Origin of the sequence: Lewinella sp. JB7 (assembly GCF_024297185.1) — a bacterium.
Classification (GTDB): domain Bacteria; phylum Bacteroidota; class Bacteroidia; order Chitinophagales; family Saprospiraceae; genus Neolewinella.
In genome coordinates this window covers 1-24,447 of the sequence record NZ_JANCTD010000009.1, presented here as the reverse complement: position 1 = coordinate 24,447, position 24,447 = coordinate 1, and the positions used below count along the sequence as shown (strand labels likewise).

The following is a 24,447-nucleotide window of genomic DNA, read 5'->3' as shown; positions in this document are numbered from 1 at the left end:
CTCCGGAGGACCCGCTCCCCCTTACCGATACCGAACGTATGAAAACACATATCCTTCTCCTGTGCTGTTTTTACGTGCTGGGTACGGTAGCGCCCCTACGCGCACAAGAAGGGAACCCTGATTTTGAGTACGGCTCCGTACTCTACCGCAACAGCCGCCCCTCGGACCTTGACGAAGTCGACGTATTGCAGGAGCGACTGAAGCCCTTTTACCACGGGGTGGCCTCGGGCGATCCCCTAGACGACCGCGTGATCATCTGGACACGGGTCACTCCAGAAACACTGAACGGGGAAAGCATTGACGTGGAGTGGGTCGTTGCGACCGATGCCGCGCTCAAGCAGGTGGTACGCTCCGGCACCTTTGCGACCTCCGCGGAACGTGATTACACCGTGAAAGTCGACGTCACCGGACTCGCGCCGGGTACAACTTACTACTACGGGTTTACGGCGCTGGAGGCGCATTCCCTCACGGGACGTACGAAGACCACGCCCGCGGGCAGTGCCGTCAATCACCTGAGATTCGGGGTGGTCAGTTGCAGCAATTACCAGGCCGGGTACTTCAACGCCTACGGCCATCTCGCTGATCGAAACGATCTCGATGCGATCCTGCATCTGGGCGACTACATTTACGAATCCGCTAACCCGGGCGTGGACGGAGATTCCATCATCAACGAGCGGCCCGTGGACCCGGCCATTGAGGTCGTCACCCTCTTCGAGTACCGGGCCCGTTACAGCACCTACCGTCTGGATCCCCAGTCCTTGCGCGTGCACCAACAGCACCCCCTGATCACCGTCTGGGACGACCACGAGTACGCCAACAACAGCTACCGCGACGGTGCGCACGGCCACCAGCCGAACGAAGGGAGCTGGCAGGCGCGCAAGGCGGCGGCCAAACAAGCCTACTTCGAGTGGTTACCGATCCGCGATCCCGGCGGCAAACGCATTTACCGCAGTATCCGGTACGGAAACCTGGTCGATCTGATCATGCTCGACACCCGCATCGAGGCCCGCGATCAGCAGATATACAATTCGGTCAGTCCGGCGCTGTACGCCAGTGATCGCACCCTACTCGGCCCGCCCCAGAAGGCCTGGCTGAAGGAACAGCTCCGCCAGTCCACCGCCCGCTGGAAGATCATCGGCCAGCAGGTCATGTTCTCCCCCTTCAACATCGGATGGGCGGGCGTGGCCATGGACCGGTCCTACAACGATACGGAGAGCCTGTTTTTGGACACCTGGGCCGGCTACCCGGCCGAGCGGGCGGAGATGATCGACTTCCTGGCATCCGAAAAGATTGCCGACGTGGTTATCCTCACCGGCAGTTTTCACGCCAGCGTAGCTTACGAGGTGACCAAGTCGCCGGTCGATATCTCCTTTACCAGCGTGATGGGCTACGACAGCATTCCCCGGTACCGGCCCAATGACGGTTACGATGCAGCGAGCGGGGAGGGCGCCGTAGCCGTAGAATTCCTGACGCCGAGTATTACGTCGGCCAATTTCGACGAGACCATCGGTCGCGCGGAGGCCGCCCAGCTTTCCGCGCAGATCAACCGTCCGCTCGTTCCCGTCCCGGGTGTTGATTTGGGGAACCCCAACCCCCACATGAAGTACGTCGACCTGATGAGTCACGGCTACTTCCTGCTCGACGTGACCCCCGAGCGGGTACAGGCCGACTATTACTATAGCGATATCCTGCGGGAGGGGGATCCCGAACACTTCGATGCGGGACTGGTCGACGACCGGGGTACCCACCGGCTGCAACCGGCCACCGCTCCCGCGGCGCGGAAACAGCGGCAGGATGCCCCGGCTCCCGCCGATCCGCCGCAACTGTCTACGGCTGTCGGGTCGGTCGGCGGGCTGCGGCTCCTGTCCGTATATCCCAACCCCGCCGGTGCGCATCTGTACGTACAGTACGGCCTGACGCGCGGCGGCGAGATGCGGCTACAACTGCTGGACGCGGCGGGCCGGGCCATCGGTCGGCCGCGGACCGAGCGGCAGTCGCCGGGACTGTACACCTTTGACTTGTCGGTCGGAAATATTCCGGCCGGAACCTATTTTCTGGAAATCACCGGGCCGGGCGGTCGGATCGTGCAACCCTTTGTGCGACGGGCGGGGCAATAGGAAAAGTGTGTGGATAATCGCTATTTTGGCGCCACATTTCGATCATCGAACTTTTGAAGCGTAGGGTTAGCCCATTTGATCTTCCCCCTGCGGCCATCTAGATCGCTTGTCATCGGAGACAGAAACCTTCTTTCTTCAACAACAAGTTAATCTCCAAACTTTTATGGTTTCAACTATACTTACGGCAGTACCCGTACTGGGTATCCTGGCCCTCATTTTCATGGCTATTCGGTACAGCTGGGTCAGTAAGCAGGACCCGGGCAACGAGCGCATGGTCCGGATCGGACAAAACATTGCCGACGGTGCCATGGCTTTCCTGCGGGCCGAGTACCGCGTACTGGCCATCTTCGTCGTGGTCGTGGCCGCTATCCTGATGTTCACCGCCGACGCCGCTACGTCCAGCTACATGATCGGGGTGAGTTTTATTCTCGGCGCGGTCTGTTCCGCCCTGGCCGGGTTCATCGGCATGCGGGTAGCCACCAAGGCCAACGTACGCACCACCAACGCCGCCCGGGAGAGCCTGGGTAAGGCCCTCGGCGTCGCCTTCGCGGGCGGTTCGGTCATGGGACTCGGCGTGGTCGGTCTGGGACTCCTCGGTCTGGGTTCGCTTTTTCTCCTTTTCCAGGGGATGTTCGTACCGGAGAACACGGTAGCCGGCACCGTCGAGGCGCAGTTTGCCATCGTACGGGTCATCACCGTACTTACGGGCTTCAGCTTCGGGGCGTCTTCCATAGCCCTCTTCGCCCGCGTGGGCGGTGGCATCTATACGAAGGCCGCCGACGTCGGTGCCGACCTGGTCGGTAAGGTAGAAGCCGGCATTCCCGAAGATCACCCCCTCAACCCGGCGACCATCGCCGACAATGTGGGTGACAATGTGGGTGACGTCGCCGGTATGGGCGCCGACCTCTTCGAATCCTACGTCGGTTCCATCATCGGTACCATGGTAATCGGTGCCGCCTTCATCACCCTGCCGCAATTCTCGACGAGCGAAATTGGCGGGCTGAATGCCGTGTTGCTTCCCCTCGTAGTCGCGGGTATTGGTATTGTGGCTTCCATCATCGGCACCTTCTTCGTACGCGTAAAGGAGGGCGGCGACCCCCAGAAAGCCCTGAACACGGGCGAACTGATCGCGGCGGCCATCATGCTGGTCCTGACGTTTTTCGCCGTGACCACGATGCTCCCCGCGGAGTGGACGATCAGCTTCGACGGCCTCGGCAAGCAACTGGTCGACGCTAAGGGTAACGAAGTCATCTTCACGTATACTTCCATGGGCGTGTTCTACGCCATCATCCTGGGCCTGCTCGCGGGCCTCGGCATCGGCTACATCACCGAATACTACACCGGTACGGGTACCAAGCCGGTACAGGGCATCGTGGACCAGTCCCTCACCGGGTCGGCGACCAACATTATTGCCGGTCTGGCCGTGGGTATGCGCTCCACCGCCGTGCCGATTCTGATCCTGGCCACCGCCATCATTGGTGCTTACTACTTTGCCGGCCTCTACGGTATTGCCATTGCGGCCGTGGGCATGCTGTCGAACACGGGCATTCAGCTGGCGGTCGACGCTTACGGACCGATCTCCGACAACGCCGGCGGCATCGCCGAGATGGCCGCCCTGGAGCCCGCCGTACGTGAACGGACCGATAAGCTCGATGCGGTGGGCAATACGACCGCCGCCATCGGTAAGGGATTCGCCATCGGTTCCGCCGCCCTCACCGCCCTGGCCCTCTTCGCGGCCTTTATGCAGACGGCCGGTATTACGACCATCGACATCGCCAACCCCTACGTTATGGCCGGCCTGTTCCTGGGCGCCATGCTGCCCTTCCTGTTCAGTGCCTTCTCCATGGAAGCCGTAGGTCGCGCCGCCAACGACATGATCCAGGAAGTACGCCGGCAGTTCCACGAGATCCCCGAACTCAAGGCCGCTCTCGAAGTGATGAAGCGCGCGGGCCACGACGAGAAACTGTGGAGCCCCGCCGATAAGGCCACCTTCGACGCCGCCGACGGTAAGGCCGACTACGCCAAATGCGTGGAGATCTCCACCGCCGCTTCGATCCGGGAGATGGTAGCTCCCGGCCTCATCGCCGTCCTTACTCCCGTGATCGTCGGCTTCGCGCCCCGTCTGTTCGGAGCCGACGTCGGTGCCGAGATGCTGGGAGGTCTGCTGGCCGGCGTCACCTCCGCGGGGGTCATGATGGCTATCTTCCAGTCCAACGCCGGGGGTGCCTGGGACAACGCCAAGAAGATGTTCGAGGAAGGCGCTTCCGTACAGGGAACCCTGTACTACAAGGGTTCGGAGCCCCACAAGGCGGCCGTCGTCGGAGATACCGTCGGCGACCCCTTCAAGGATACGTCGGGCCCCTCCCTCAATATCCTGCTGAAATTGATGAGCGTGGTCGCCCTGGTGATCGCTCCGCTGTTGTAATTCTATTACCCCTAGCCGTTAGCCGTTAGCCGTTGGACGGTTTTAAACCGTCCAACGGCTAACGGCTAGGGGTATTACCTTCGCCCCATGTCCAAATTCCCCAAACTCGGCATCCTGGGCGGCGGCCAACTGGGCAAGATGCTCTGCCAGGCCGCGGCCGACTGGCACCTGCCCGTATACGTACTTGACCAGTCAACCGACTATCCGGCCGCGCCCTACGCCACCGTATTTCAACGGGGTAATTTCCGGGACTACGACGACGTGATGGCCTTCGCCCGCGGCCTCGACGTAGTAACCATCGAGATCGAGCACATCGATACCCGTGCCCTCCACGAACTGGAGCGAACGGGCGTCAAAGTCTACCCCCAACCCGCCCTCGTCGATCTCATCAAGGATAAGGGACTGCAGAAGCAGTTTTACGCCGACCACGGTATTCCCACCACTGACTTCCAGCTGTTCGGCGGTAAGGAGGAGGTGATCCGGGCGGTGACCTCGGGCGATTTAAAGCCCCCCTTCGTACAAAAGTCCCGCACCGGGGGCTACGACGGTCAGGGGGTCAGCATCATTCGCTACCGGGAGAACGTGGAGGATGAACTGCTCGACGGACCCTGCCTCATCGAGCAACTCGCCGACATCGATAAAGAATTAGCGGTGATCGTCGCCCGCTCCTCTACCGGGGAAGTGAAGGTCTTCGACACCGTGGAGATGGAGTTTCACCCGACCGCCAACTTGGTGGAGTTCGTGGTCTGCCCCGCCGCCCTCGATGGCGATACGGACGGCCGGGCTACCAAACTGGCCGTGGACGTGGTGCAACAGATGGAGATCGTCGGCCTGCTGGCCGTAGAATTGTTCCTGACCAAGGACGGACGACTGCTGGTAAACGAGGTGGCCCCCCGGCCCCACAACAGCGGTCACCACACGATTGAAGCCTGCGCGACGAGCCAGTACGCCCAGCACCTGCGGGCCATCCTCGGTTTGCCGCTCGGAGACCCCCGGCTCCTGCGCCCCGCCGCCATGATCAACCTGCTGGGAGAAGCCGGCCACACCGGTCCCACTCACTACGCCGGCTGGACGGACGTACTCGCCATCCCCGAAGTATATCCTCACCTCTACGGCAAGGCCGAGACAAGACCCTTCCGTAAAATGGGCCACCTGACCGCCCTGGGCGATACCGTCGCCGAAGCGCGGGAGCGGGCGTCACGGGCACAGGATCTGCTAACCATCGAGGCGCAGGGATAGGGGACGCCCAACGCGGAATTTGCTACCGACTTCCCTCAGAGGAGGGTGGAGGACTCGTGCCGCAGTAACCACTTCTTCCGCTCGATGCCGCCGGCGTAGCCGGTCAACTTACCGTTCTTGCCAACGACCCGGTGACAGGGAATGATGATGGCAATGGGATTGCGGCCGTTCGCCAGCCCTACCGCCTGACTACCCCGGGGCTTGCCGATGGTGCGGGCAATCTCTCCGTAAACCGTAACGCCGCCGAAGGGAACGGCCCCGAGCGCCCGCCAAACCGCGGACTGAAAGGGCGTGCCTTCCGGAGCGAGGGGCACCGTAAAGGAACGAAGGGTGCCGGCGAAGTAGGCGTCGAGTTCCCGTTCGGTACGATCAAGATGTTCCACTAGCTTCACTGACGGCTCATCATCCAGGGGAGGAGAGGCGATCGGCGCTTCGTCCGTTGCCGCATCCAGGAAGCGGAGACGGCTCAAACCACTTTCCGTAGCGGCGATCTCCACCGGTCCCAGCGGACTGTCTACGCGACGCCGCGCCGTTCTTTTCTTGTCGGTATCCATGGGCTTGCTTAAAGGTAAAGCTCCCCGTCTACCGGGAGCCCATGTCTAGCAACCGCCGCATCCGCTGTTTGATCTCCGCTCCGGCGTACAGTTCGTTGACCTGCGCGGTGTACTCCCACACAAAGCGCTCGTTGTGGAGCAGGTCACCGAACAGGTCCTGCTGCCGGAGGAAGGACACGGGATCGGTGGTGGTCCGTCGGGCCGACTCGTGCAGCGTTTGCTCCATGGCGTCGATGATATCGAGGGGCTGGCCGTCTTGGTCGACCCGCCGGTCGCTGTAATAGCACCACGCCGCCAGTACCAGGGTAGCGTAGCGGATACTCCCGCCGCGCGCCAGATTATCGACCAGGGTCGGGATTAGGAACTTGGGCAACTTAGCCGAGCTTTCGGAGCAAATGCGGCTGACCTTGTCGCGGATGTTCGGATTAGCGAAGCGGGCCTCCAGCGTATCCTTGTATTCTTCCACGTCGATGCCGGGAATAGCGTCGAGGACGGGGGTAACCTCCTCGTCCAGAAACGCCCTCAGGTAGGTGGTGAAGGTTTCGTCCTCCATGCAGGCGTTGATGGTAGCGTACCCGTGCAGGGCTCCCAGAATGCCCAGTACCGAATGCCCCGCGTTGAGGAGCCGCAGCTTCATTTTTTCGTAGGGCTTCACGTCCGGTACGATCTGCACGCCCGCTTGTTCCAGCGCGGGGCGGCCGTTGGCGAACTTATCCTCCACGATCCACTGAATGAAGGGCTCGCAGGTGACGGGCCACCCGTCCGCGATGCCGTGAGTTTCCTGCAGATATGTGATGTCTTCGGGGGTCGTGACGGGGGTGATGCGGTCCACCATGGTATTCGGAAAGCTTACCGCACCGTCGATCCAGGTAGCCAGTTCGGGATCCTGCCTGCGGGCGAAAGCGAGGAGCATCTCCCGGATGATGTCGCCGTTATGCTGAAGGTTATCGCAGGACATGACCGTGAACGCCGGCAGCCCCGCCGCATGCCGCCGGCGGAGGGCGGCGGTCAGGAAACCGTAGATGGTCTTCGGTTGGTCGGGGTGATCGAGTTCGTGACGGATATCCGGATGGTCGAAATCGAAGGCGCCGGTCGCGGGATTGAAATTGTAACCCCCCTCGGTGATCGTAAGGGAGACGATCCGGGTAGCGGGGGCGGCCATCTTCGCGATCACGGGCTCCGGGTCTTCCGCGCCGAGCAGAAAGTCGATTACGGAACCGATGATCTGGCTGTCGACCTTACCGTCGGGGTGCTTTACGATCAGGGTGTAGAGGCCGTCCTGCTCCGTGAGGACATCGTGGATCTTCCGGTCGGCTCCGCGTAGTCCGATGCCGCAGATGCCCCATTCGCGGGCTCCTCCCTCCGCGAGTAAGCGGTGGAGGTAGTAAGCTTGGTGGGCTCGGTGAAACCCTCCCACGCCGACGTGGACCACGCCGGCGGTGAGCGATGAGCGATCGTAGTCAGGGCAGGGGATCCGCTCGGCGAGGCGGGGAAGATTGGCTTGGTTGACGAAAATCGTTTCCATCAGGCGTGGGTTTGTAGGGCTTTTTCCCGGCGCAGGGCCCAGTAGGCGGTGATAAAGTAGACCAAGGTACACACGAAGGCGTACCGGTAGAAGATATCCCGGTTGGCTACGTAGTCTCCCTCCGTGGGACTGCCGAACAGCACGATGCCGGCCAGCACGAGGGTGATGAGGAGCACCAGCAGGGATACGATCCGTAGAACTTTGGACAGGCCGGAATCATCCCGGACGGGCACGGCCGTAAGATCGGCTTTCTGCCGCTGGAAGGTGGCGATCTTCTCGTTGCGCACGGCTTCCCGCCTTTCGGCTTCGGGATACCGCTCCCGGGCCCCGTAACGGGCGGCCAGGAAGGTGTAGACGAGGATGGTGAAGACCCAGGTGGGCAGGAAGAGGTAGAAGAAGGACATCACGTTCAGGGCGTTCAGTCCGAAACCGAATACCAGTCCGAGGGCCCAGGCGGCGACGGCCGGGGTGCTCCAGCTCAGTTGCCGGTAGGACAGCCAGTAACGGGTCATCCCGATGCGGGGAAACAACTGGTGCTCGGCAAACACGATCGCGCCTACGGGTACGACCAGCAGGCCGGCGTAAGTAAGCAGGGGCAGGATCTGAGAGAACACGAACGGAAAGCAGGCGATCCCGATCGTGATCAGCCCGACCGTAAGCGTGGTCCGGCGGCGGGAATGGCGGTTGAATACGGCCTGGGCCGCCAGTCCGGCCCGGTACAGATTGGTGATGGCCGTTGTCCAGCCGGCTACGATCACGATCACGAATCCCGACCAGCCGAGGGCGTAATAGGCCACGTCTCCGGGGTCCAGTTCCACGATGGTTTTGCCGAGAATGACGGCGGCGCCCGCCCCCATGATGCCGGCCGCGATCCAGGCTACGTAGTGCCCGAACATCATACCGGTGCTGGTAGCCAGGCCGTAAATCTTCTTCTTGGCGAAGCGCAGGAGCGCCATGTCGATCAGCCCGAAGTGGGTGATGGTATTCGCCGCCCACGCGAAGCCGATCACCTCGACCAGACCGATCCCCGGTTCTCCGCTGCTGTCGACCCCCGTCCAGATGGATTCATTGCCCAGGGTGATGAGGTCGGCAAAGCTTCCGGGCAGCGTGTCGCCCAGTACGGACAACGAGAGCGCCGGCAGCAACACCATGGCACCACTGGTGAACATCACGAACAACCAGGGGGCGCAGACACCCGAAAATTCGGAGACCGCGTTGAAACCGTAGATCGCGATCGACACCACGACGGCCCCCACGCAGAATACGATCAGCACGAACCACAGGTTGGTGGGGTACCAGTTGAGCTGTGCGGGTATGTCGAAGGCGAAGCGCACCGCCGTAGCCGACACGGTGATCATGGCGGCCGAAATGACGGAGAAGATGACGATGTTGGCCCAGTTGTACAGCTGGGTCATGGAATCTCCGGCAATCTTGTTGAGATAAGTGTAGAGGCTCAGGCGGGTGTCGACGGCGATCGGGGAGGTGATCAGGGTCCAGCTCAGTACGGCCAGGATATTGCCGATGAGAAGGCCCACCAAAATATCCATCGTTCGGGCGCCGAGGGCGACGAAGGTCGCTCCGATAACGAACTCGGTCGCCGCTACGTGTTCCGCGGCGTAGAGCCCCGCGAAGTGCGTCCAGTCGTGCAGCTTCCATGGGGGTACGGGTAGCTGCTCTTCGTTAAGGTGTTCTAATTGGGGAAAATCCTTACTTGCATCCATATAGTACCGCGCCGGCGTTCAAATTGGGTGGGAAACCGCGGCACTAAGCTAGCACTTTATGAGTAGGCGGGCGGCGGCGCGCGGGAGCAATCCGGTTATAGTTCGGCAAACGTGCCGTACATGATCGATAGCGTAGGCAGGAAAGGAGTAGCCCGACGACCGATAGGTCGCCGGGCCCTCGCCAAAAAGTCATAGTGTACAGGAAAAAAGCGGGGTGTGGCACGCGGGTCGTCTGAGCGGCGCGCCTTATTTCTTGGCGGCCTCCGCCAGTTGATGGGTGTCGGCGTACTGCTGGAAGGCGGTCACCTTGCCGTTTTTGGTCGTCCACAGGTGGGCGACCTGGGCGTCGATCACCTTGCCGCTGTCCTTGCGGCGGGCATCGTAGCGGAGGGTGGCGAGCACGCGGTTGCCGTCGACTGCGTGGAGCTTGATGTCCTTCAGCTTGAAGTAGTCGTGCTCGGCACCCAGGCGGGCGAAAACGCCGTTGAGTACGGCATCGGGACCGACGTAGGGATTGCCGTCGGCCAGGGCATTGCCCTCGGCCTCGTTCCAGACGATCTTGGCATCCAGCGCCTGAAGCACGGTAGGTATGTCGCCCGCGGAGAAGGCGTCGTAGACTCCCTGGATCAAGGCTACGTCACCGGTCTGCGGTTGCAAGCCGAGTTGTTCGTAGAAGATCAGGTCGTTCATGAAGTCCTGTTCCTGGGCGATCTTTCCGTTCCGCATGCGGATAAGGGTTACGCCCTCCACGTCGACCGATTTGCCCGTAGGGGGGACGCCGAAGAACTCACCCGTGTGCTTACCGGCGAACCGCCAGTGCTTGACGAGGCGGTCCCCCTGACCGAAGACACTCTCCACCGTGAAGTCGATATCCGAAAAGCCGGTCAGGTAGTGTTGGTAGTGGGCGCGGAAGTCCTCGATGCCGACGACGTCCCCCGCTTCGCTCACCATACGAATGTCGGAGGCGAAGTTGGCCGGATTGATCTCCCCGATCTGACCCTGGTTAATGATGCGGTCCCAGACGGACTCCACGTGTTCGAGCTTCTGCGCGAGGGCGGGGTCGCCGGTCGGTTCCGGCTCACCGGATTCGCCGGTGGCCTGGCACCAGTCGGTAAACACCTGCTGTACCCGGTCGTAAGCCGCCGGCATGCCCATGGCCGCCGCCTGGTTGTAGTAGCGGACGGATGCGGCATAGTCCTTGTTTTCGGCGTAATATTCCGCCATACTGTCGTAGGCATTCGCCTCGTCCGGAGCCAGGGCTAGGTACTTGTCGAAGTACGTCTTCGCCTCGGCCATAAGTCCCTGTCCCATTTTAAGGTAGCCGAGTCCGTTATAGACCGGGGGAAAGTCGGGGGCCAGCTCGGTGAGGCGGAGGGCATACCGTTCGGCGGCTTCATCGTCCTTATCTGAATAGGCGGCGTGGAGATACGCCCATTCGAAGGCTTCCGGGACGGTGGGATACTCCTGCACCAGTTTTTTCATACTGGCGGCGGGGCTGGCGTCCGGCTTGTCCCGCAGGGCGACCAGATACTCACGCATGATGCGTTCGGCCGGCGTGAACTTGGCGGGGTCTATCGCCAGAGCTCGTTCGATCAGGGCCGGCTTGTCCTTCTTGGCGGCCAGCACCTGGATGGAGTAGACCAGGGCCATGAAGTAGTCGGGATCCGCGGCCAGGGCTTCGTCAATCTTTTCCCGGGCGTCGGCGAAGTGAATGTTAGAAGCGAGGTGGGAGGCGGTGCGGTAGGCCTCCTGCGCGGGTGTGGAGGAGGTGGACACCGGGAGGAAGAAATCTTGACCGCTCACCGGGCCGGCGGCAACCCAGAAAAGGAGGCATAAGAGGATGTGTGTCGTGTGGTTCATAGTGGCTCGTTTTGGCATTTACAAAACTGGCACTATGCCGGCCGGAAGGACCCGACGTTTCGGACAAATGGTAGAACATATTTGTTACTACGGCGAAAAAGTCTTGTAGTTATCCTACATCTGAAACGAAAGATATGTGCTAAAGCACTAACTTTCAATTAGTTGCATAGTGGCTAGGCGGGTGCTTATACTCCTGCTGAAAGGTCCGGGAAAAATAGCTCGGATCGCTGAAGCCGACGCGGTAAGCGATCTCCGACACCGTGTACTCGCCGGTTCGTAACAGAACCATTCCCCTGGTCAGGCGAAAACTGCGGATGAAGCGGGAGGGTGTCTTTCCGGTAATCGCTTTGATCTTGCGGTACAGCTGCATCTGGCTGAGTCCCGCGGCGGCGGCCAGCTCCGACACTCCGAAATCCGCTTCGTCCAGGCGCTCGCAAATGAGGTCGTGCAGCTTGCGGATGAACACGTCCTCCCGGGATTCGGGGGTGCCGGGAGTCGCTTCCGTCACGCTGCCCGCACCGGCGTAGCGTGCCCGCAACCGGCGGCGTGATTCGATAAGGTTTTCGATGCGAATGTTCAATTCCTCCTTATCGAAGGGCTTGGTCAGGTAGGCATCGGCGCCGTGCCGGAGCCCCCGGATCCGGGCGTCCGGCGTCGTTTTTGCCGTCAGCAGAATTATCGGGATGTGGCTGGTGCGCTCGTCGGCCTTCAGGGTTTCACACACTTCGTAGCCGTCTTTGCCGGGCATCATTACGTCCGACACGATCAGATCGGGGATCAGTTTCAGGGCCAATTCGGTGCCGGTATCTCCGTCGCCGGCGTGCTGACAACTATACCGCTCTCCCAGGATAGTTTCCAGATAAGTGACGATGTCGCGGTTGTCTTCAATAATGAGGAGGACGGGCCGGTCCGCGGCGGAGCCATCGGCAGTAGCTACGGCGGGTAATGCTTGGTGAGCGTTGTTGACGGGAAGGTGAACCGTAAATTCCGAGCCCCTGCCCGGGGCGCTATCCACGGTGATGGTCCCTCCGAGCACGCCCACCAGTTCACGGGTCAGGGCCAGCCCGACTCCGCTGCCCGCATGAGAAGAAGATCCCGCCGGGCTTGCCTGGAAGTAACGATCGAAGATGTGTTCGGCGTCCTGGGCGCTGATGCCGATTCCGGTGTCCCGCACGACGATCTTCAACCAAGTTTGTGAATCGTCGGCCGTGGTGCTGGCGTGGACGATGACCTTACCCCGTGGCGGCGTGAATTTTAGGGCGTTCGAAAGCAGATTATTGACGATCTGTAGCACCTTTTCCTCGTCAAAATCCATCATCAGCTCCCGCACTTCGCTGTAGAAGACGAAGCGAATATTCTTCTGTTCCGCGGCCGAGTAGAAAGACTCCGTCAGGTAATTCAGGTAAGCAATGATGTCGTCGTGTACCCAGTTGATGGGGGCCGCGCCCATCTCCAGGCGACCCAGTTCGAGTAAACGATTGACCAGGTTCAACAGGCTTTTGCTGTTACGCCGGATCAGTTCCCGAATCTTTTCCTGTCCGCTGATCTGTTCGCTGATGCCCATGATGACGGTCAGCGGAGTCCGGAATTCATGGGTAATGTTGGTGTAGAAGCGACTTTTGAAATCCGTAAGTTCCTGTAACCGACTAGCTTCCAGCTCTTGCTTCTCCCGAATGAGTTGGCTTTCCCGGAGAGCGAACACGGCCTTCTCGCGCGCCTGCACCTGCTTGCGTTGTCGGTAAGCCAGTCCGAGGGAAAAGACGGCCACCTCCACGATGACCCCGGCCTTCAGCCAGAAGAGGGTGAAGGGGGGCACCGCCACCCGCGTAAGGAGGGAGAGCAGACAGCCCAGGCTAAGCGCCGCGATCCCGTAGAAAACGAAGGCCCCCTTCTTGTTCCACTTGCGGTAGAGGGGGTACAGCAGTCCGACGCACGATCCGATAACGATGACGATGTAGGCGACCGTGATGCGGTCCTCCATGGCGTAACTGAAGTTGGAGGCGATAGCCACCCATACGTACGCTCCCATCATGAGGGCCCCCAGCCAGACAAGCCCCCGGAAGTAACGATCCCATCCCGGAAGTAAGCGGGGCAGATGGACGAAGGTACGGATGAACAGCAGGTAACACATCAGTCCCAGAAAAATGGATAACTTGAAAAAGCCGTAGAACTGCGGCCGCCGGGAAAACAGGTGGTCGCCGAACCAGTCCGTCAGGTCGTTGCTGAAGTAGCCGGCGTACACGATCATCATCAGGATGTAACCCGAGTAGTACACGAAGCTGCGGTCGCGCCCGAAGAAGTACAGCATCAGATTGTACAGAAACATCATCCCCAGGAAGCCCATAAAGAGGGCATCCGCGGCCTTACGTTTCAGAAGCTTATCGTAAAACACCTCCGTGGTCTGGAGGTAGAGATGAAACGATGGCACCAGGGTGGCCCGCTCGCTCCGCCCCCGAAAGTATAGGGTGGTCACCTCACCGGGGGGCAGGGTAAGTTTGACCAGGTTGCCCTTCGTAGTGGGCGCGAAGAGCTTTTCCGCCGGGGGGAGAAAGGTGCCGTTACGCTCCATTGACCACGTTCCCTCCGCATCCATGGTGTACACTTCCAGTTGCGTCCAGGTACCCGAAAAGAAGAGCACCCATTCCGTCTGCCGCTCGGCCCGGGGAAGGTGGTTGCTGACGCGCAGTTTCCCCCAGTACCAGCGGTTCGCCACCGGTGGGGGGAGATCGGTGGCGGCGGCGGGCATGAAGGTTGCTCGCGTCACCTCATCGATCGTCAGGTCGCCGGCGGAGTCGGGCAGTACCTCCACGTAGTCGATCAGCCGGTAGTTGTGCTTCGGTTCGGTGAACACGCAGATCCTGCCCGGGCTATCGCTCCCGGTGCCCCCCCGCCCGGAAAGGAGGAAGGAAATTATACAGAGGAGTATGGTTACTGAGTACCGGCGGCCGGCGTACGTATGCATCAGCGATTAATATAGGTAGCGGCTGATGATAAACGCGCAAATGTCTTGTTAAAACATCGAGTGGTGGTGCCAAGACGTTTGCTCTTATGGCGTTGCATCGCACCCGCGCACCCGCCCAAAGGCATCCTTCGCTTCATTTTGGCGGGGACGCAGGTGCAAGTCTGACCCACAAACAGCGGGGGAAGTGGGTGGCTACCGTAAGGAACTACATTAACACGCTGATCAGCAGGTAAGTGAGGGCGTACGCGATGGCCGGTGCTACGCACCATACGGAGAAGAACAGCTTCACCGTCCGGTTAGTGAAGGTCTTTCGCCACCCTTGTTTGCTGATGCTCAGTGCGATGAAGGCCGCTCCGTTCAACTGCACCAGCGAGGTGGGAATGCCCCGGGTCACGGAAGCGTACAGCAGCAAACTGGCTACGATAAGGGCAATGACGGTGGCGGCGAAGGGGCCAACTTCCACGATCTCCTTGCCCGTGGTCTGAGTCACCTTATGGCCGAGGAGCGAGCTGCCGATTGCGAAACAGGGGGCAACGATGAGTACCGAGAGGATAATGATGGGCAGAAAATTGCCGATGGCCTCCGCGCCGATCTCGTTGGCCGTAAGGGAGGCGATGGGGGCGGCGGCGTTGGCTACGTTGTTAGCGCCGATGGAAAAGGCTACGTACAGCGAAGCGAAAATCAGTAAGGCCTTGAGGAGGGGGTGGTTGCGCAGGTGGGCGTAGTCGTCCGTGAATACCCGCCGTTTGAGTACGGGGAATACGAAGAGCGAAAGGACCAGCATGATACCGAAGGCGACGACGGGCAGTACGACCCACATCGGGATGATCTCGTAGAAGAGCTTGCGGGTATTGAGTCCCTCCAGGGCGGTGGCGGCCCCGGCGATCGCGAGCACCGTAGACTGGCTCGTCGACTGCGGCACCCCGATCAGGTTAGACACCAGCAGCGTGCTGCCGATCGAGAACAGCATGATGGAGGTGATGAAGGGGGTGAAGAAGCGCTGTTCCAGCAGTCCCTTGCCGAGGGTGAGCGATACTTCCTCACCAGCGAGCAGGGCGCCGGCCAGCACCATCACGCCGAAGAGACCGGGAATAACGGACCGCTTGATCACGCTGGCCCCGTAAGCGGCCGAAAAGGCCGGGGCCGTGCCGCTGCCGCCCATATTGACGGCTAGGAACATGGCCAGGAGAAAGGGGATGGTCAGTCCGGTAAAAAGCTCAGACATACGGGGTGCCTTAAGCGCCCTTCTGGGGCAATTGGTGGTGAATGGTGAAGCGGACGATGTGGCGGTCGTAGAATTCCCGTCCCGAGGGCCGTTGCTGGAACCAGTTGAGGTAGCCCAGCTCGAAGCCCACGCGCTTGGTGGGGAAATACTGTACGCTTGCCCCGTAGCGGTTCTGGTCGAAGACGTTTTGGGCAACCTGCTTACCGGCGTTGAGTAGGATCTCCTCGAAGGCGCGAACCTGTACCCTGGTCGTAGGCAGGTAGCGCAGTTCCGCCCGGTAGCGGAAGCGGTAGTTCGCGAAGGCGAAGCCGCCCTCCGGGGCCTCGAAGTAACGCAGTTCGCCCCAGTAGCGGTGGTGGAGGCCAACCTTCGCGGAGAAGGCCTGGTAGCCGGCTACTTCGACCATGGGCCGTAGTTCGTTGCGCACGCTGCTTACCGGTACCCGCGGGTCGTGGGGGAGCGATTGTCGGAAGGCGGTGAGACCGACGCCCGCGTTCCAACCCTTGCCGAGTTTACGTTCCAGGAGGGTGCGCGAGATCAGCTGGTGCTGGCGCCAGGGGAAGCAGTAGGTGCGCTCCTCGACCTCCAGCCGGAGGGCATACGCTTCGTTCAGGGGTGCCCGCAGGTTATAGCGCAGCCAGAGCAGTTGCTGGGAATCGACGGTCTTCTGGGCGGGGGCGGGGTGCAGGATCAGCAATAGTGGCAGGAGCCACAGGAGCCGGTTTGGGGGCATGGGGGCGATTGGTGCGCAAAGATACTTTTAGGGAAAATGGAGATGGAAAAATTCTCGGCGGCGGCGGGGTGGGAGCGGCCCGTATGCGACAAACTGGTAGGTGCCGGAGCACGGCGAAAAACGTAAGGGGCGTCGACTTCCGAGGTGCGTTTGAAAAGAATTAAAAATGCCGGACCAGATTCGGGAATATATAGAGCCATATTACAGGGGCAAGGATATACAGAAGCGAATACGGACCGTTCAGTGCGGAGAAGGTGTAGCGGAATCACCTTGAAGTCAATAAAAAGTAAGCTTTAGCTTGCGTCGTGTCAGCATCAAGTATTGGCTAGAGCCGTAACCAAAAAACACTTTACCGGCCCGCCTAATCTATCTACTCTAATTCACCTAATGAACCCCACCCATTCAATGAACAGTCTCAAGAACACCTTTACCCTCCTTGTACTATTATCCGTATTTGGAACCACTGCCTGTCAGGACGAACGATCTGATGTGAGCAACTCGACGAATGAGGAATATGGATATACATCCCTGCACGTTGACGAAAACTTAAAGGGCCCGATCAAGACGATCGTCTACAAATCATATCAGACGGATCAGGACTACAACATTAAGCAGCCGGGACACAAATATTCCTGGGACAAGGATTATACCAGGACATTTGCGTACGATGGCCAGGTCGTGGAGGATGATATCATGTTGAGTGATAATGATGTACGCAGTACACGTCTGTTTAAGTTTGACGAGTACGGCGAACCATTGCTGGACAGCAGTGCAACTAAATACATAGTCTATAAATACAATGCGGATAATCAACTAGTATTCGAAGGCAATCCGTACTCACACGAAATTTATAACTACGAGGACGACTACTTGATCTCGCGACTGGAAGTAGAGGACGGAGATACCATCTATACCGGTACGTACTACACCGTAGGGGATACGGTGTACCAGGTGGTTCAAGCAGGAAGTGATACCCTGGGCGTCGAAGTGTCCGTACGTAACGAATACGGCTTGCCACTATATCTTGGTGAATTTGACTTTAATAATTCGGGTGAAATTACGGTTACTGAATACGACGACGAATCCATCATTGTCAAAGAGACCTGGCAATCTATGGAACAAGGCGTAGTTACCGGTATGATTGTGAAGCTGTTCGAGCAGGGAGACGAGACGCAGACCATCGAGTATAACGACGATGAAAGTATTCGATTCAAAGAAAGTACTAAATACACCTACGACGACTACGGGAACTGGGTAGAGCAGTACGTAAACTATAATGATAAGAGATTCTATAAGGTCGTCAGGACGATAGAATACTATTGACGGGCGAAATGTGACGCCCCCCGCAGCTGGTCGACTGAAGTCGACGCTACACGTTCACCTCTGCAGCATTCCCCCAGAGACTCACGCCGCGTAGTACGAACACCCGCCCGGATGGGTGATCGCCGAATGGGGCATCGCCGAGCTTTCTGACGGGGGCGGGCGTCATCAGCCAACTAGAAGTATTGTCCCGGTAGCTGCGGAGTCCGGTTATTGACTACGACTTTGTATACCTCATCAAGACCCTATCCCCAACCCGCTCTTCGCCGGCCAGTCTAAAGCCATTTGCTTCTATGGCCGCAATAACTTCGCGCCGCTTCATCAATTCATCACACACTTCTCCGTATGGATCCGTTTCCTGCACCGGTTCGTTTACGTAGAGAAGACCTTCCGGCGTCAGCGCAGCTTGTATCGACTGCAACATTGCATCTTGCCGCTTAAAGTGGTGGAAAGAATTTCGGACGATGATTTTGTCGTAGGATCCTTCCGTCAGCTCGACTGATTTCTTTGACCCCCTGACTACAGTTATTTTCTCCCTGGCGAGCGACTCCCGGGATGCCGACAATTTGCGGTCTATGTACTCCAGGTACTTCTTATCCAGCTCGTTTACCGCTATCCGTAAATCTTTATTGAGCACAGCCAGGATTAGGCTAAATGTCCCATTGCCCGCCCCGATTTCCGCTATTCTTTCGGATGCCTCAATCCCGTAAAAGGCCAACTCTTTGTATAGTTGCGTATTTTTATTTAGTACGTACGGCGGCTTTTCGCCCAATACGTCTACGGTAATCAGATCTATTAGCTGGTAATTGGCTGCAATGACCTCCACGTCACTTTCGGTTATCTCCTCGGCGGGGATATAATTTCCGTATACTTTGACTATATTTTTAAGCACGTAGTAGTTCGGCAAGCGAGAGGCCTCCTTCATATGGACGATATCCCTGGCTAGTACAGCGAATTTTCTCGGGCCAATTCCGATCCCCTCCCATTCTCTTTCAACCTGCTTTAGGTCACTGACCGATTTACTATTTGTACGTAGCAGTTCACTCCGATAAATCGCCAACCGCTCTAATAACTCCTGGTGACTGATTTGCTGGTTCTGTGCGAATACGCTGACGGGTAGACAACTCAAAATTATCAGGATCAATCTAATCATTCACGTCGCGTTAGGATATAATATGACACAAGGTAGAAATGCAGAAGGAAACGGTCAATCGTGAAGCGGGGCCGCCCAATCTTCCCCGCAGCTGGTCGACTGAAGTCGACGCTACACGTTCCTATACAATGCACTCCCCAGACCACTGCAGGTCTCGTGTTGGCATAAGTTTTTGGCGAAGCGTCGCTCAAGCGTATCGAGGGATAGCATAAGGCATACAGCTTAATGCGGATGCCGCGCCAAATGCTGCCCCAGCAGATCCTTCCCGTAATCGTTCCCGTTCGGCGTACGCACCAGCGTGTGTACGTGCGCCCGGGTAGGCAGGTCACCCTCCAGGAAGATGGGGCGTTGGTGGTCGAACTCGATCAGGATCACCGGACTCTGAATGCGGTAGTAGAAAGGTCCGGTAGCTTCCCTGTCGCCGACCCAGGCAAACCAGGTGTCAGGAAGGTGCTGCTGCACTTCGACCATCTTTACCCGGGCGTGCCCCTCGTCCATATTATTGATGTACTCCCCCAGCAGTTCGTCCAGAATAGCCCGCTGGGAGGAAGTGAAGGTCAATACGCGCACGCCCACGTAGGGCACCACGGCATTGTCCCGAAAGGCGCTGGCCTGGGCGTAGTTGACTTCCTTGCGATCGTGCAGGGTGGCGGCGGCACGTTGTCGCTTGTCCAGCGATTTATACAGCTTTACCCCCAGGTCCTCCTCCCCGGCGAAGGTGCGGGTGCCGGCTCCCTCCCCATCTTCAATGTAGTTCGGCTCCGAACCCAGGAAGGTAGGCGTCATCACGACCTGGTCGCCGACCACGAAGTAGTTGATGATGAGGTGATGACCGTCAAACTGCCACCCCCAGGGCTCCGTCTCGCTGGGTTCACCCATGAAGGTAAACCAGTACAGATCGGGACCCACAATCCCGAACTCTCCGGTTAGGCGGGCAAGGTAGCCCTCCATTTTACGGATGAATTCGGTCTTGCGGTAGCCCTGCGGGCTCAGTCCGGCACGCAGGATGTTCAGGCCCAGTTCCCGCTGCGCTGGACTAAGTTCGTAGAGGCTGACGCCCTGGCGCTTGTAGTAGTTTATGTCGATGTTAGTCCACCGACGCCACTCATCGTCCTCCAACGGAAAACTGCTCGCGGCCCGCTGCTTATCGGTCAGCGCGGCCCGAAATTTCTTCACCGCTTCCACCAATGGCGCGGTGCTGACTCCGGTCGTCTGTAGGGCGTAAAGGTCCGTGACCACCGATCCGTCGTTGGTCACGCCTACGAAGGCTTCGCCCAGGGCGGCCTGTTCCTGTTTGGAGTCCGCCCTTAACACCAGCAGGGGCGGCGCAGGGGTAGCGCGGTTGGTTTCCACTGCGGGGGCGGACGATGATGTAGCAGAACAGCCCGCCAGAATGAGGGGGAACAGTAATAAGAGTAGATGATGGGGCGTCATCGGATAAGGATTCGGACGGGGGGATACGGACACTGCTACTGCCGCTCCGCCGCGGGCACCTCCCCACTCACGCCGCTCAGCTCGGGCAGGAACGTCCAGAGCTCCGTCTGCCCGCCAACGGTTACGGCTTCCCAGTCCGTCAGAAATTGCTCGAAACTTCCTTCGCCGTGGACTTCGTCGTACTTGGCGGCAAAATCCGGGTCTTCGCCCAGCCAGGCCGACTTTTCGAAGAACGAGATATAGGCCAGGTCCAGGCCCTCTTTAGTGCTCGGAAATTCGTTGGTGTAAATGCCGTAAGCATCGTCCGGAAATTTCTCCTTCATCACCTGCTGAATGGGTTTTATCAATTCCAGGGCGTCTCGTGATTTGAAACGCTTGATGTCATAGAAATCCACGAGCAACTTATTGAGCGTGAAGTCTTTGGGGAAGTGACTTAGGTCAGCATTAAACTTCAGGTAGCTGGCTTCGCCCCCGTCCATCAGGTAGGCGTGTACGTTTTCGTTCCAGTCGGCATCGTGGCCTTCCGGCTGGGCCGGCCGGTCGTCGAGCGAACTCCACGGGAAGGGACCCATTACCCACAGGTAGCTGGCGCTCCGCGGACCGTTGGCAATCAGGTAAGTACGCGCGGCGTAGGCACCCTCACCGTGGTACTTTTTGTTGTGAGCCGCCAGTCCCGTCTCGAATTCGGTAATGTGAGCGGGATCGGGGGTTAGCTGTACGTTTTCGAATACGAGGTATTCGCCGTCGGTCTGCGCGGCGGTCAGCAACGGCAGGCACAGCAATAAAAGAATAATGGTCGGTTTCATCATAGCGTGATTGTGGTTCCGCCTGCGCGGATAACCGGTGAGGGGCTTCCCGGCACCCGGAGTCGGGCAGGAGAAAGCAAATAAGTTTAAACTTGTATGGGGGTGTCGTTCCTAAAGTAGGGATTTTCGCGGACAAACTTGTTTAAACAAACACAAAGGATTCTCCCATCTGCCCAATGTGCCGGTCCGATATTAGGTTTGCGGGGTCGCGGGTGCCCCGTCAGTCGGGATAAAAGCCGTCTTTTCGGGTGGGCATCCGTAGCGGTTGTACTGGGCTCACTCCCTCCACACTTCGATCCGTTCGTCATCGGGTGTGCGGAGCACCAGGCGGGGGCGGGGCGGGCTCCCGTCGAATACCAGTCGGGAGGAAAACAGCAGCATACTTTCCCTCCGGTAGGCTACCCAGTGGGGAACGTCGGGTGCTTTCATTTCGGCAAGGGTACGTCGCCGTCCATCGGGGAAGATGACCTCGAACGTCCGTTTACCCCAGTAGGCGAGGAGCAGGACCCCGTCGCGATAGTCGACGTCGAAGGTATCGTTGCGGTTCAGGGTGGCGTCGCTTACCGTCGGGTCTACCAGGCCGGACCAGTGCTCGAGAACGGTTCCTTCCGCATCGACCAACCAGCAGGCGTTTGCGGATAGTAACAAAGTCTGCTCCCGCGCTAGCCGCCACAACTTCCGTATCGGTTGCGGCACAATGAAGGGGTAAGGAACGGGTGTGCCTCCCTTTTCCAGAGTGTATACCCCGGGATATCGTGCAAAAACGATCTGACGATCGGAAGCCATAAAGAATCCTCCCTCCCCGATGCGCCACTCGTCCGCGAACCAGTCCCAGAGTACCGTAGGTGATTCCCCGGCCTTCATTTTTAGGATTCTGCAGTAGAAAGTTTCGTCGGTGTGGACGAACCTGCGTTCGATGATGTAAAGCTCGTCGTTATGGGGGGCGAGGAGATAGTCGCTGGCGGGAAACTCCGACCTCAGCATTATCCGGGGTGGGGCGCCCTCGGTCCAGGTCATGATGCACGCAAGATGATCGGGATCGTCGATGGGGTCGATGTACGACCAGTAGATGTGCTCACCCAGTACCACCAGGTTTCCCGTTGGATGAGCGCTCGTGTGCACAGACCATACGCCGGATAGTCCCAGCAAGATTACTGCCAGGACGGCCGGTCGGTACGTGCTGTTGTGGCCGTTCATTCCGTCGTCAGGTGGCGTCCGTCGGATCCTCCCGCAGGATCTTGTCCATCTTCCGCCCCCTGGCCAGTTCGTCCACCAGCTTGTCCAGATACCTCACTTGTTGGGTCAGCGGATTATCGATCTCCTCGATCCGGTAGCCGCAGATCACCCCCCGGATCAGGTGGGCATTTGGGTTCAGCCGGGCATCGCGGAAGAAGGTGGCGAAAGTTTGCTTCTCGGCGATGATCGTTTGCAACCGGTCCTCCCCGTAGCCCGTGAGCCATTCGATCACCCGGTGCAGTTCTTCCCGGGTCCTGCCCTTCTTTTCGACCTTCGTGACGTAGTGGGGGTACACCGAGGCGAAGGTCATCTTTGCCATGCGTGCGTGGTGTTCGGAGCTTGCTTTCATGGTAGTTGGTTTGGCATTCCCAGTATGGGTAATTTCTTGATTTCTTGGTAGGTCAGGGCCGCCCGGATGCAATGCCTGAGTTCCTCCTTCGGAAGGCTTTCCTCCAGCCGGAAGATGCTCGAACGGTTCCCTCCAAAACTAAGCGTATCTCCAAAAACCGCTCTGAAGGTTACGACCAGCCGACTGGTGAACCTAAAGTACAGGGCGTAGTGCCGGGGAGTCTGCGCCTTCCAGTCCATCCGTAGCGTACTGCCCCGCCGGGTCAGGTAACTCGGTTCTCCCCACTTCAGGGTTTCTTCGAGCATGTTCAGGCCTTTGACTTTCCGTGCCGTTTCGATCACCAACTCCCACAGCGACCGCATGCGCCGGCGAACGCTATCCGGATAGTCGTCAAACACCACCGCAACGGCCGGACTGGACCGTACCGTAAGTTTCCGAGTCCGTGATTGCTCGTGCTGCACTATCCCAACGATCGCCTCCCTGTATGCCGCAGTTGTCCTAAAATAAGGAATTTCGCACAGGTGAGAAGATGCCGGAATTACCACGCGTTAGTTCCGCTTTTCTTCGATGAGATCCAGAATGTCGCTTGCTGACTGGATCAGTCCTTCGTAGAGCTCCTTGAGGTGAACGACCTGGTAATAGCGCACGAGCGTGAGCGCCTCGATCCTCGCATCCTGGAGGAATTCGGAGGTATCTATCGGGGATACGGGGCGGGGATCATCCTGGTAATACGTAGCGATAAAAACCTCCCGATTGTCCCGCTGTATGATGTGCGGGTACTGACCGAGCACGTAATGCTGGAAGTCGTTCTGGATATTGGAGTTGGAGATGTGCTCCCGCTCCTTGGCTCTTTCGATCAGGGCGTAGTAGTCGAGAATTGCCGTGCGCAACCGAGGACTCAGGGAAGGAATCTCGCTCGACTGCGTCATGGTTTCCACGGCATTCGTATTCGGGCTGAACTGAAATTCTCGGATCAGGGTGATCAGGTACGTTTTTATCCGATCATTTACTGGAATGAGGGTTTTCAGCTGCATCAGGGTGGAGTCCGCGGCTTGCATATTGGTGATCATCTCCCGTTGCAGGTCCTGCAGTTGTCGCTGGTCTTCCCGCAAGTTCTGCTCCAGCACGGCCAGGTTGTTGTCGATCGAGGCTTCGGTCTTGCTCCGCTCGTTCCAGTCGTTCACCTGTAGGGCGATCAGAATACCAAGCACGACGAGCACGATCTCTCCGACCGCGTACTTCAGGTACTTACCGAATTTGCTTTTTTTCGCCAGCCGGAAGCGTAGCCTTTTGAAGAATCTGATCATCGCTCGTTCGTTGTGATAGCGGTTGCGTACTGATATCCTCCCCGTTTATTACACGCACGTACCGCGACTACCGGTCACGAACCCCCCCGGACTACCCCATTAACTCACTTAAACTACCCCTTTTTTAGCCGTAAAACAATTGCGGGATATAGAAGCGCACCCGTGCCGCCGCTTACACTAAGGTCGAGGCGTTGCACGCCGACCAGAGCAAGAGGTCGAGTGGCGTCCGGTCCGAGATGTTTCACCACGGATGGCTCAAGGATCTTCTTAGGTCGAGCGGCCTCCGGTCCGAGACGCTTCACCACGGATGGCTCACGGATTTAGAGCGGCCTCCGGTCCGAGACGTTTCACCACGGATGGCCTTTAGACTTGCCTTAAAGAGAAACATACATATATGACCATCATCATTATGTGTAATTTCTTTTTGGCTTCTTTTTTCTTTGTGGATTTCACACCCAAAGTGTGGAAAACTCCTGCCCTT

General features: G+C 58.7%; 19 protein-coding genes. 4 read left to right on the top strand and 15 right to left on the bottom strand.

The annotated features are described in order from the left end of the window. Positions 1-38: 38 nt before the first annotated feature. The 3 genes from NMA52_RS15460 to NMA52_RS15450 all read left to right on the top strand — a co-directional run bounded on the left by NMA52_RS15460 (position 39) and on the right by NMA52_RS15450 (position 5,781). Positions 39-2,117 (top strand): alkaline phosphatase D family protein, encoded by a 2,079-nt coding sequence (locus NMA52_RS15460; protein ID WP_254828604.1) that lies wholly within the window; start codon positions 39-41, stop codon positions 2,115-2,117. A 163-nt stretch (positions 2,118-2,280) separates the two neighbouring features. Beyond that, complete coding sequence (locus tag NMA52_RS15455) at positions 2,281-4,542, top strand: sodium-translocating pyrophosphatase (RefSeq protein ID WP_254828603.1); 2,262 nt, start codon at positions 2,281-2,283, stop codon at positions 4,540-4,542. Between the two features lie 87 nt (positions 4,543-4,629). Continuing rightward, entirely contained in the window at positions 4,630-5,781 is a 1,152-nt protein-coding gene (locus NMA52_RS15450) for a 5-(carboxyamino)imidazole ribonucleotide synthase (protein WP_254828602.1), read from the top strand. A gap of 35 nt (positions 5,782-5,816) precedes the next feature. On the opposite strand, the gene NMA52_RS15445 is transcribed toward NMA52_RS15450, so the two are convergent. From NMA52_RS15445 to NMA52_RS15415, 7 genes are all read right to left on the bottom strand, one after another. Next, complete coding sequence (locus tag NMA52_RS15445; RefSeq protein WP_254828601.1) at positions 5,817-6,335, bottom strand: methylated-DNA--[protein]-cysteine S-methyltransferase; 519 nt, start codon at positions 6,333-6,335, stop codon at positions 5,817-5,819. 28 nt (positions 6,336-6,363) lie between these two features. After that, the gene (locus NMA52_RS15440; RefSeq protein WP_254828600.1) at positions 6,364-7,860 is read right to left on the bottom strand and encodes a mannitol dehydrogenase family protein; all 1,497 of its coding nucleotides are present in this window, start codon (positions 7,858-7,860) and stop codon (positions 6,364-6,366) included. Next, positions 7,860-9,581 carry a cytosine permease gene (locus NMA52_RS15435; protein WP_254828599.1) on the bottom strand — a complete coding sequence of 574 codons (1,722 nt, stop codon included), beginning with the start codon at positions 9,579-9,581 and terminating at the stop codon, positions 7,860-7,862. The genes NMA52_RS15440 and NMA52_RS15435 overlap by 1 nt, the downstream gene beginning before the upstream one ends. A 246-nt stretch (positions 9,582-9,827) precedes the next feature. Beyond that, complete coding sequence (locus NMA52_RS15430) at positions 9,828-11,441, bottom strand: nuclear transport factor 2 family protein (protein WP_254828598.1); 1,614 nt, start codon at positions 11,439-11,441, stop codon at positions 9,828-9,830. Positions 11,442-11,595: 154 nt separating this feature from the next. Continuing rightward, the gene (locus NMA52_RS15425; protein ID WP_254828597.1) at positions 11,596-14,403 is read right to left on the bottom strand and encodes an ATP-binding protein; all 2,808 of its coding nucleotides are present in this window, start codon (positions 14,401-14,403) and stop codon (positions 11,596-11,598) included. Positions 14,404-14,608: 205 nt separating this feature from the next. After that, positions 14,609-15,628, bottom strand: a complete 1,020-nt coding sequence (locus tag NMA52_RS15420; protein WP_254828596.1) for an inorganic phosphate transporter — start codon at positions 15,626-15,628, stop codon at positions 14,609-14,611. A gap of 10 nt (positions 15,629-15,638) precedes the next feature. After that, positions 15,639-16,361 (bottom strand): DUF2490 domain-containing protein, encoded by a 723-nt coding sequence (locus NMA52_RS15415; protein ID WP_254828595.1) that lies wholly within the window; start codon positions 16,359-16,361, stop codon positions 15,639-15,641. A gap of 405 nt (positions 16,362-16,766) precedes the next feature. On the opposite strand from NMA52_RS15415, the gene NMA52_RS15410 reads away from it, so the two are divergent. Then, the gene (locus NMA52_RS15410; RefSeq protein WP_254828594.1) at positions 16,767-17,684 is read left to right on the top strand and encodes a hypothetical protein; all 918 of its coding nucleotides are present in this window, start codon (positions 16,767-16,769) and stop codon (positions 17,682-17,684) included. Between the two features lie 46 nt (positions 17,685-17,730). On the opposite strand, the gene NMA52_RS19230 is transcribed toward NMA52_RS15410, so the two are convergent. From NMA52_RS19230 to NMA52_RS15375, 8 genes are all read right to left on the bottom strand, one after another. Continuing rightward, positions 17,731-17,895 carry a DUF4256 domain-containing protein gene (locus NMA52_RS19230; RefSeq protein WP_371930979.1) on the bottom strand — a complete coding sequence of 55 codons (165 nt, stop codon included), beginning with the start codon at positions 17,893-17,895 and terminating at the stop codon, positions 17,731-17,733. Between the two features lie 3 nt (positions 17,896-17,898). Next, a complete protein-coding gene (locus tag NMA52_RS15405; protein ID WP_254828593.1) occupies positions 17,899-18,834 on the bottom strand; it encodes a bifunctional 2-polyprenyl-6-hydroxyphenol methylase/3-demethylubiquinol 3-O-methyltransferase UbiG in 936 nt (311 codons plus the stop codon). A 222-nt stretch (positions 18,835-19,056) separates the two neighbouring features. Then, positions 19,057-20,268, bottom strand: coding sequence for a DUF3500 domain-containing protein (locus NMA52_RS15400; protein ID WP_254828592.1), 1,212 nt, complete (start codon positions 20,266-20,268; stop codon positions 19,057-19,059). 35 nt (positions 20,269-20,303) lie between these two features. After that, complete coding sequence (locus NMA52_RS15395) at positions 20,304-21,077, bottom strand: hypothetical protein (RefSeq protein WP_254828591.1); 774 nt, start codon at positions 21,075-21,077, stop codon at positions 20,304-20,306. A 273-nt stretch (positions 21,078-21,350) separates the two neighbouring features. Further along, a complete protein-coding gene (locus NMA52_RS15390; RefSeq protein ID WP_254828590.1) occupies positions 21,351-22,196 on the bottom strand; it encodes a hypothetical protein in 846 nt (281 codons plus the stop codon). 82 nt (positions 22,197-22,278) lie between these two features. Further along, positions 22,279-22,659: a DUF2200 domain-containing protein gene (locus NMA52_RS15385; RefSeq protein WP_254828589.1), complete on the bottom strand. Its 381-nt coding sequence runs from the start codon at positions 22,657-22,659 to the stop codon at positions 22,279-22,281. Next, positions 22,656-23,120 (bottom strand): DUF1801 domain-containing protein, encoded by a 465-nt coding sequence (locus NMA52_RS15380; protein WP_254828588.1) that lies wholly within the window; start codon positions 23,118-23,120, stop codon positions 22,656-22,658. Before NMA52_RS15380 ends, NMA52_RS15385 begins: the two co-directional genes overlap by 4 nt. A gap of 87 nt (positions 23,121-23,207) precedes the next feature. Further along, a complete protein-coding gene (locus NMA52_RS15375) occupies positions 23,208-23,966 on the bottom strand; it encodes a DUF6090 family protein (RefSeq protein ID WP_254828587.1) in 759 nt (252 codons plus the stop codon). Between the last annotated feature and the right edge of the window lie 481 nt (positions 23,967-24,447).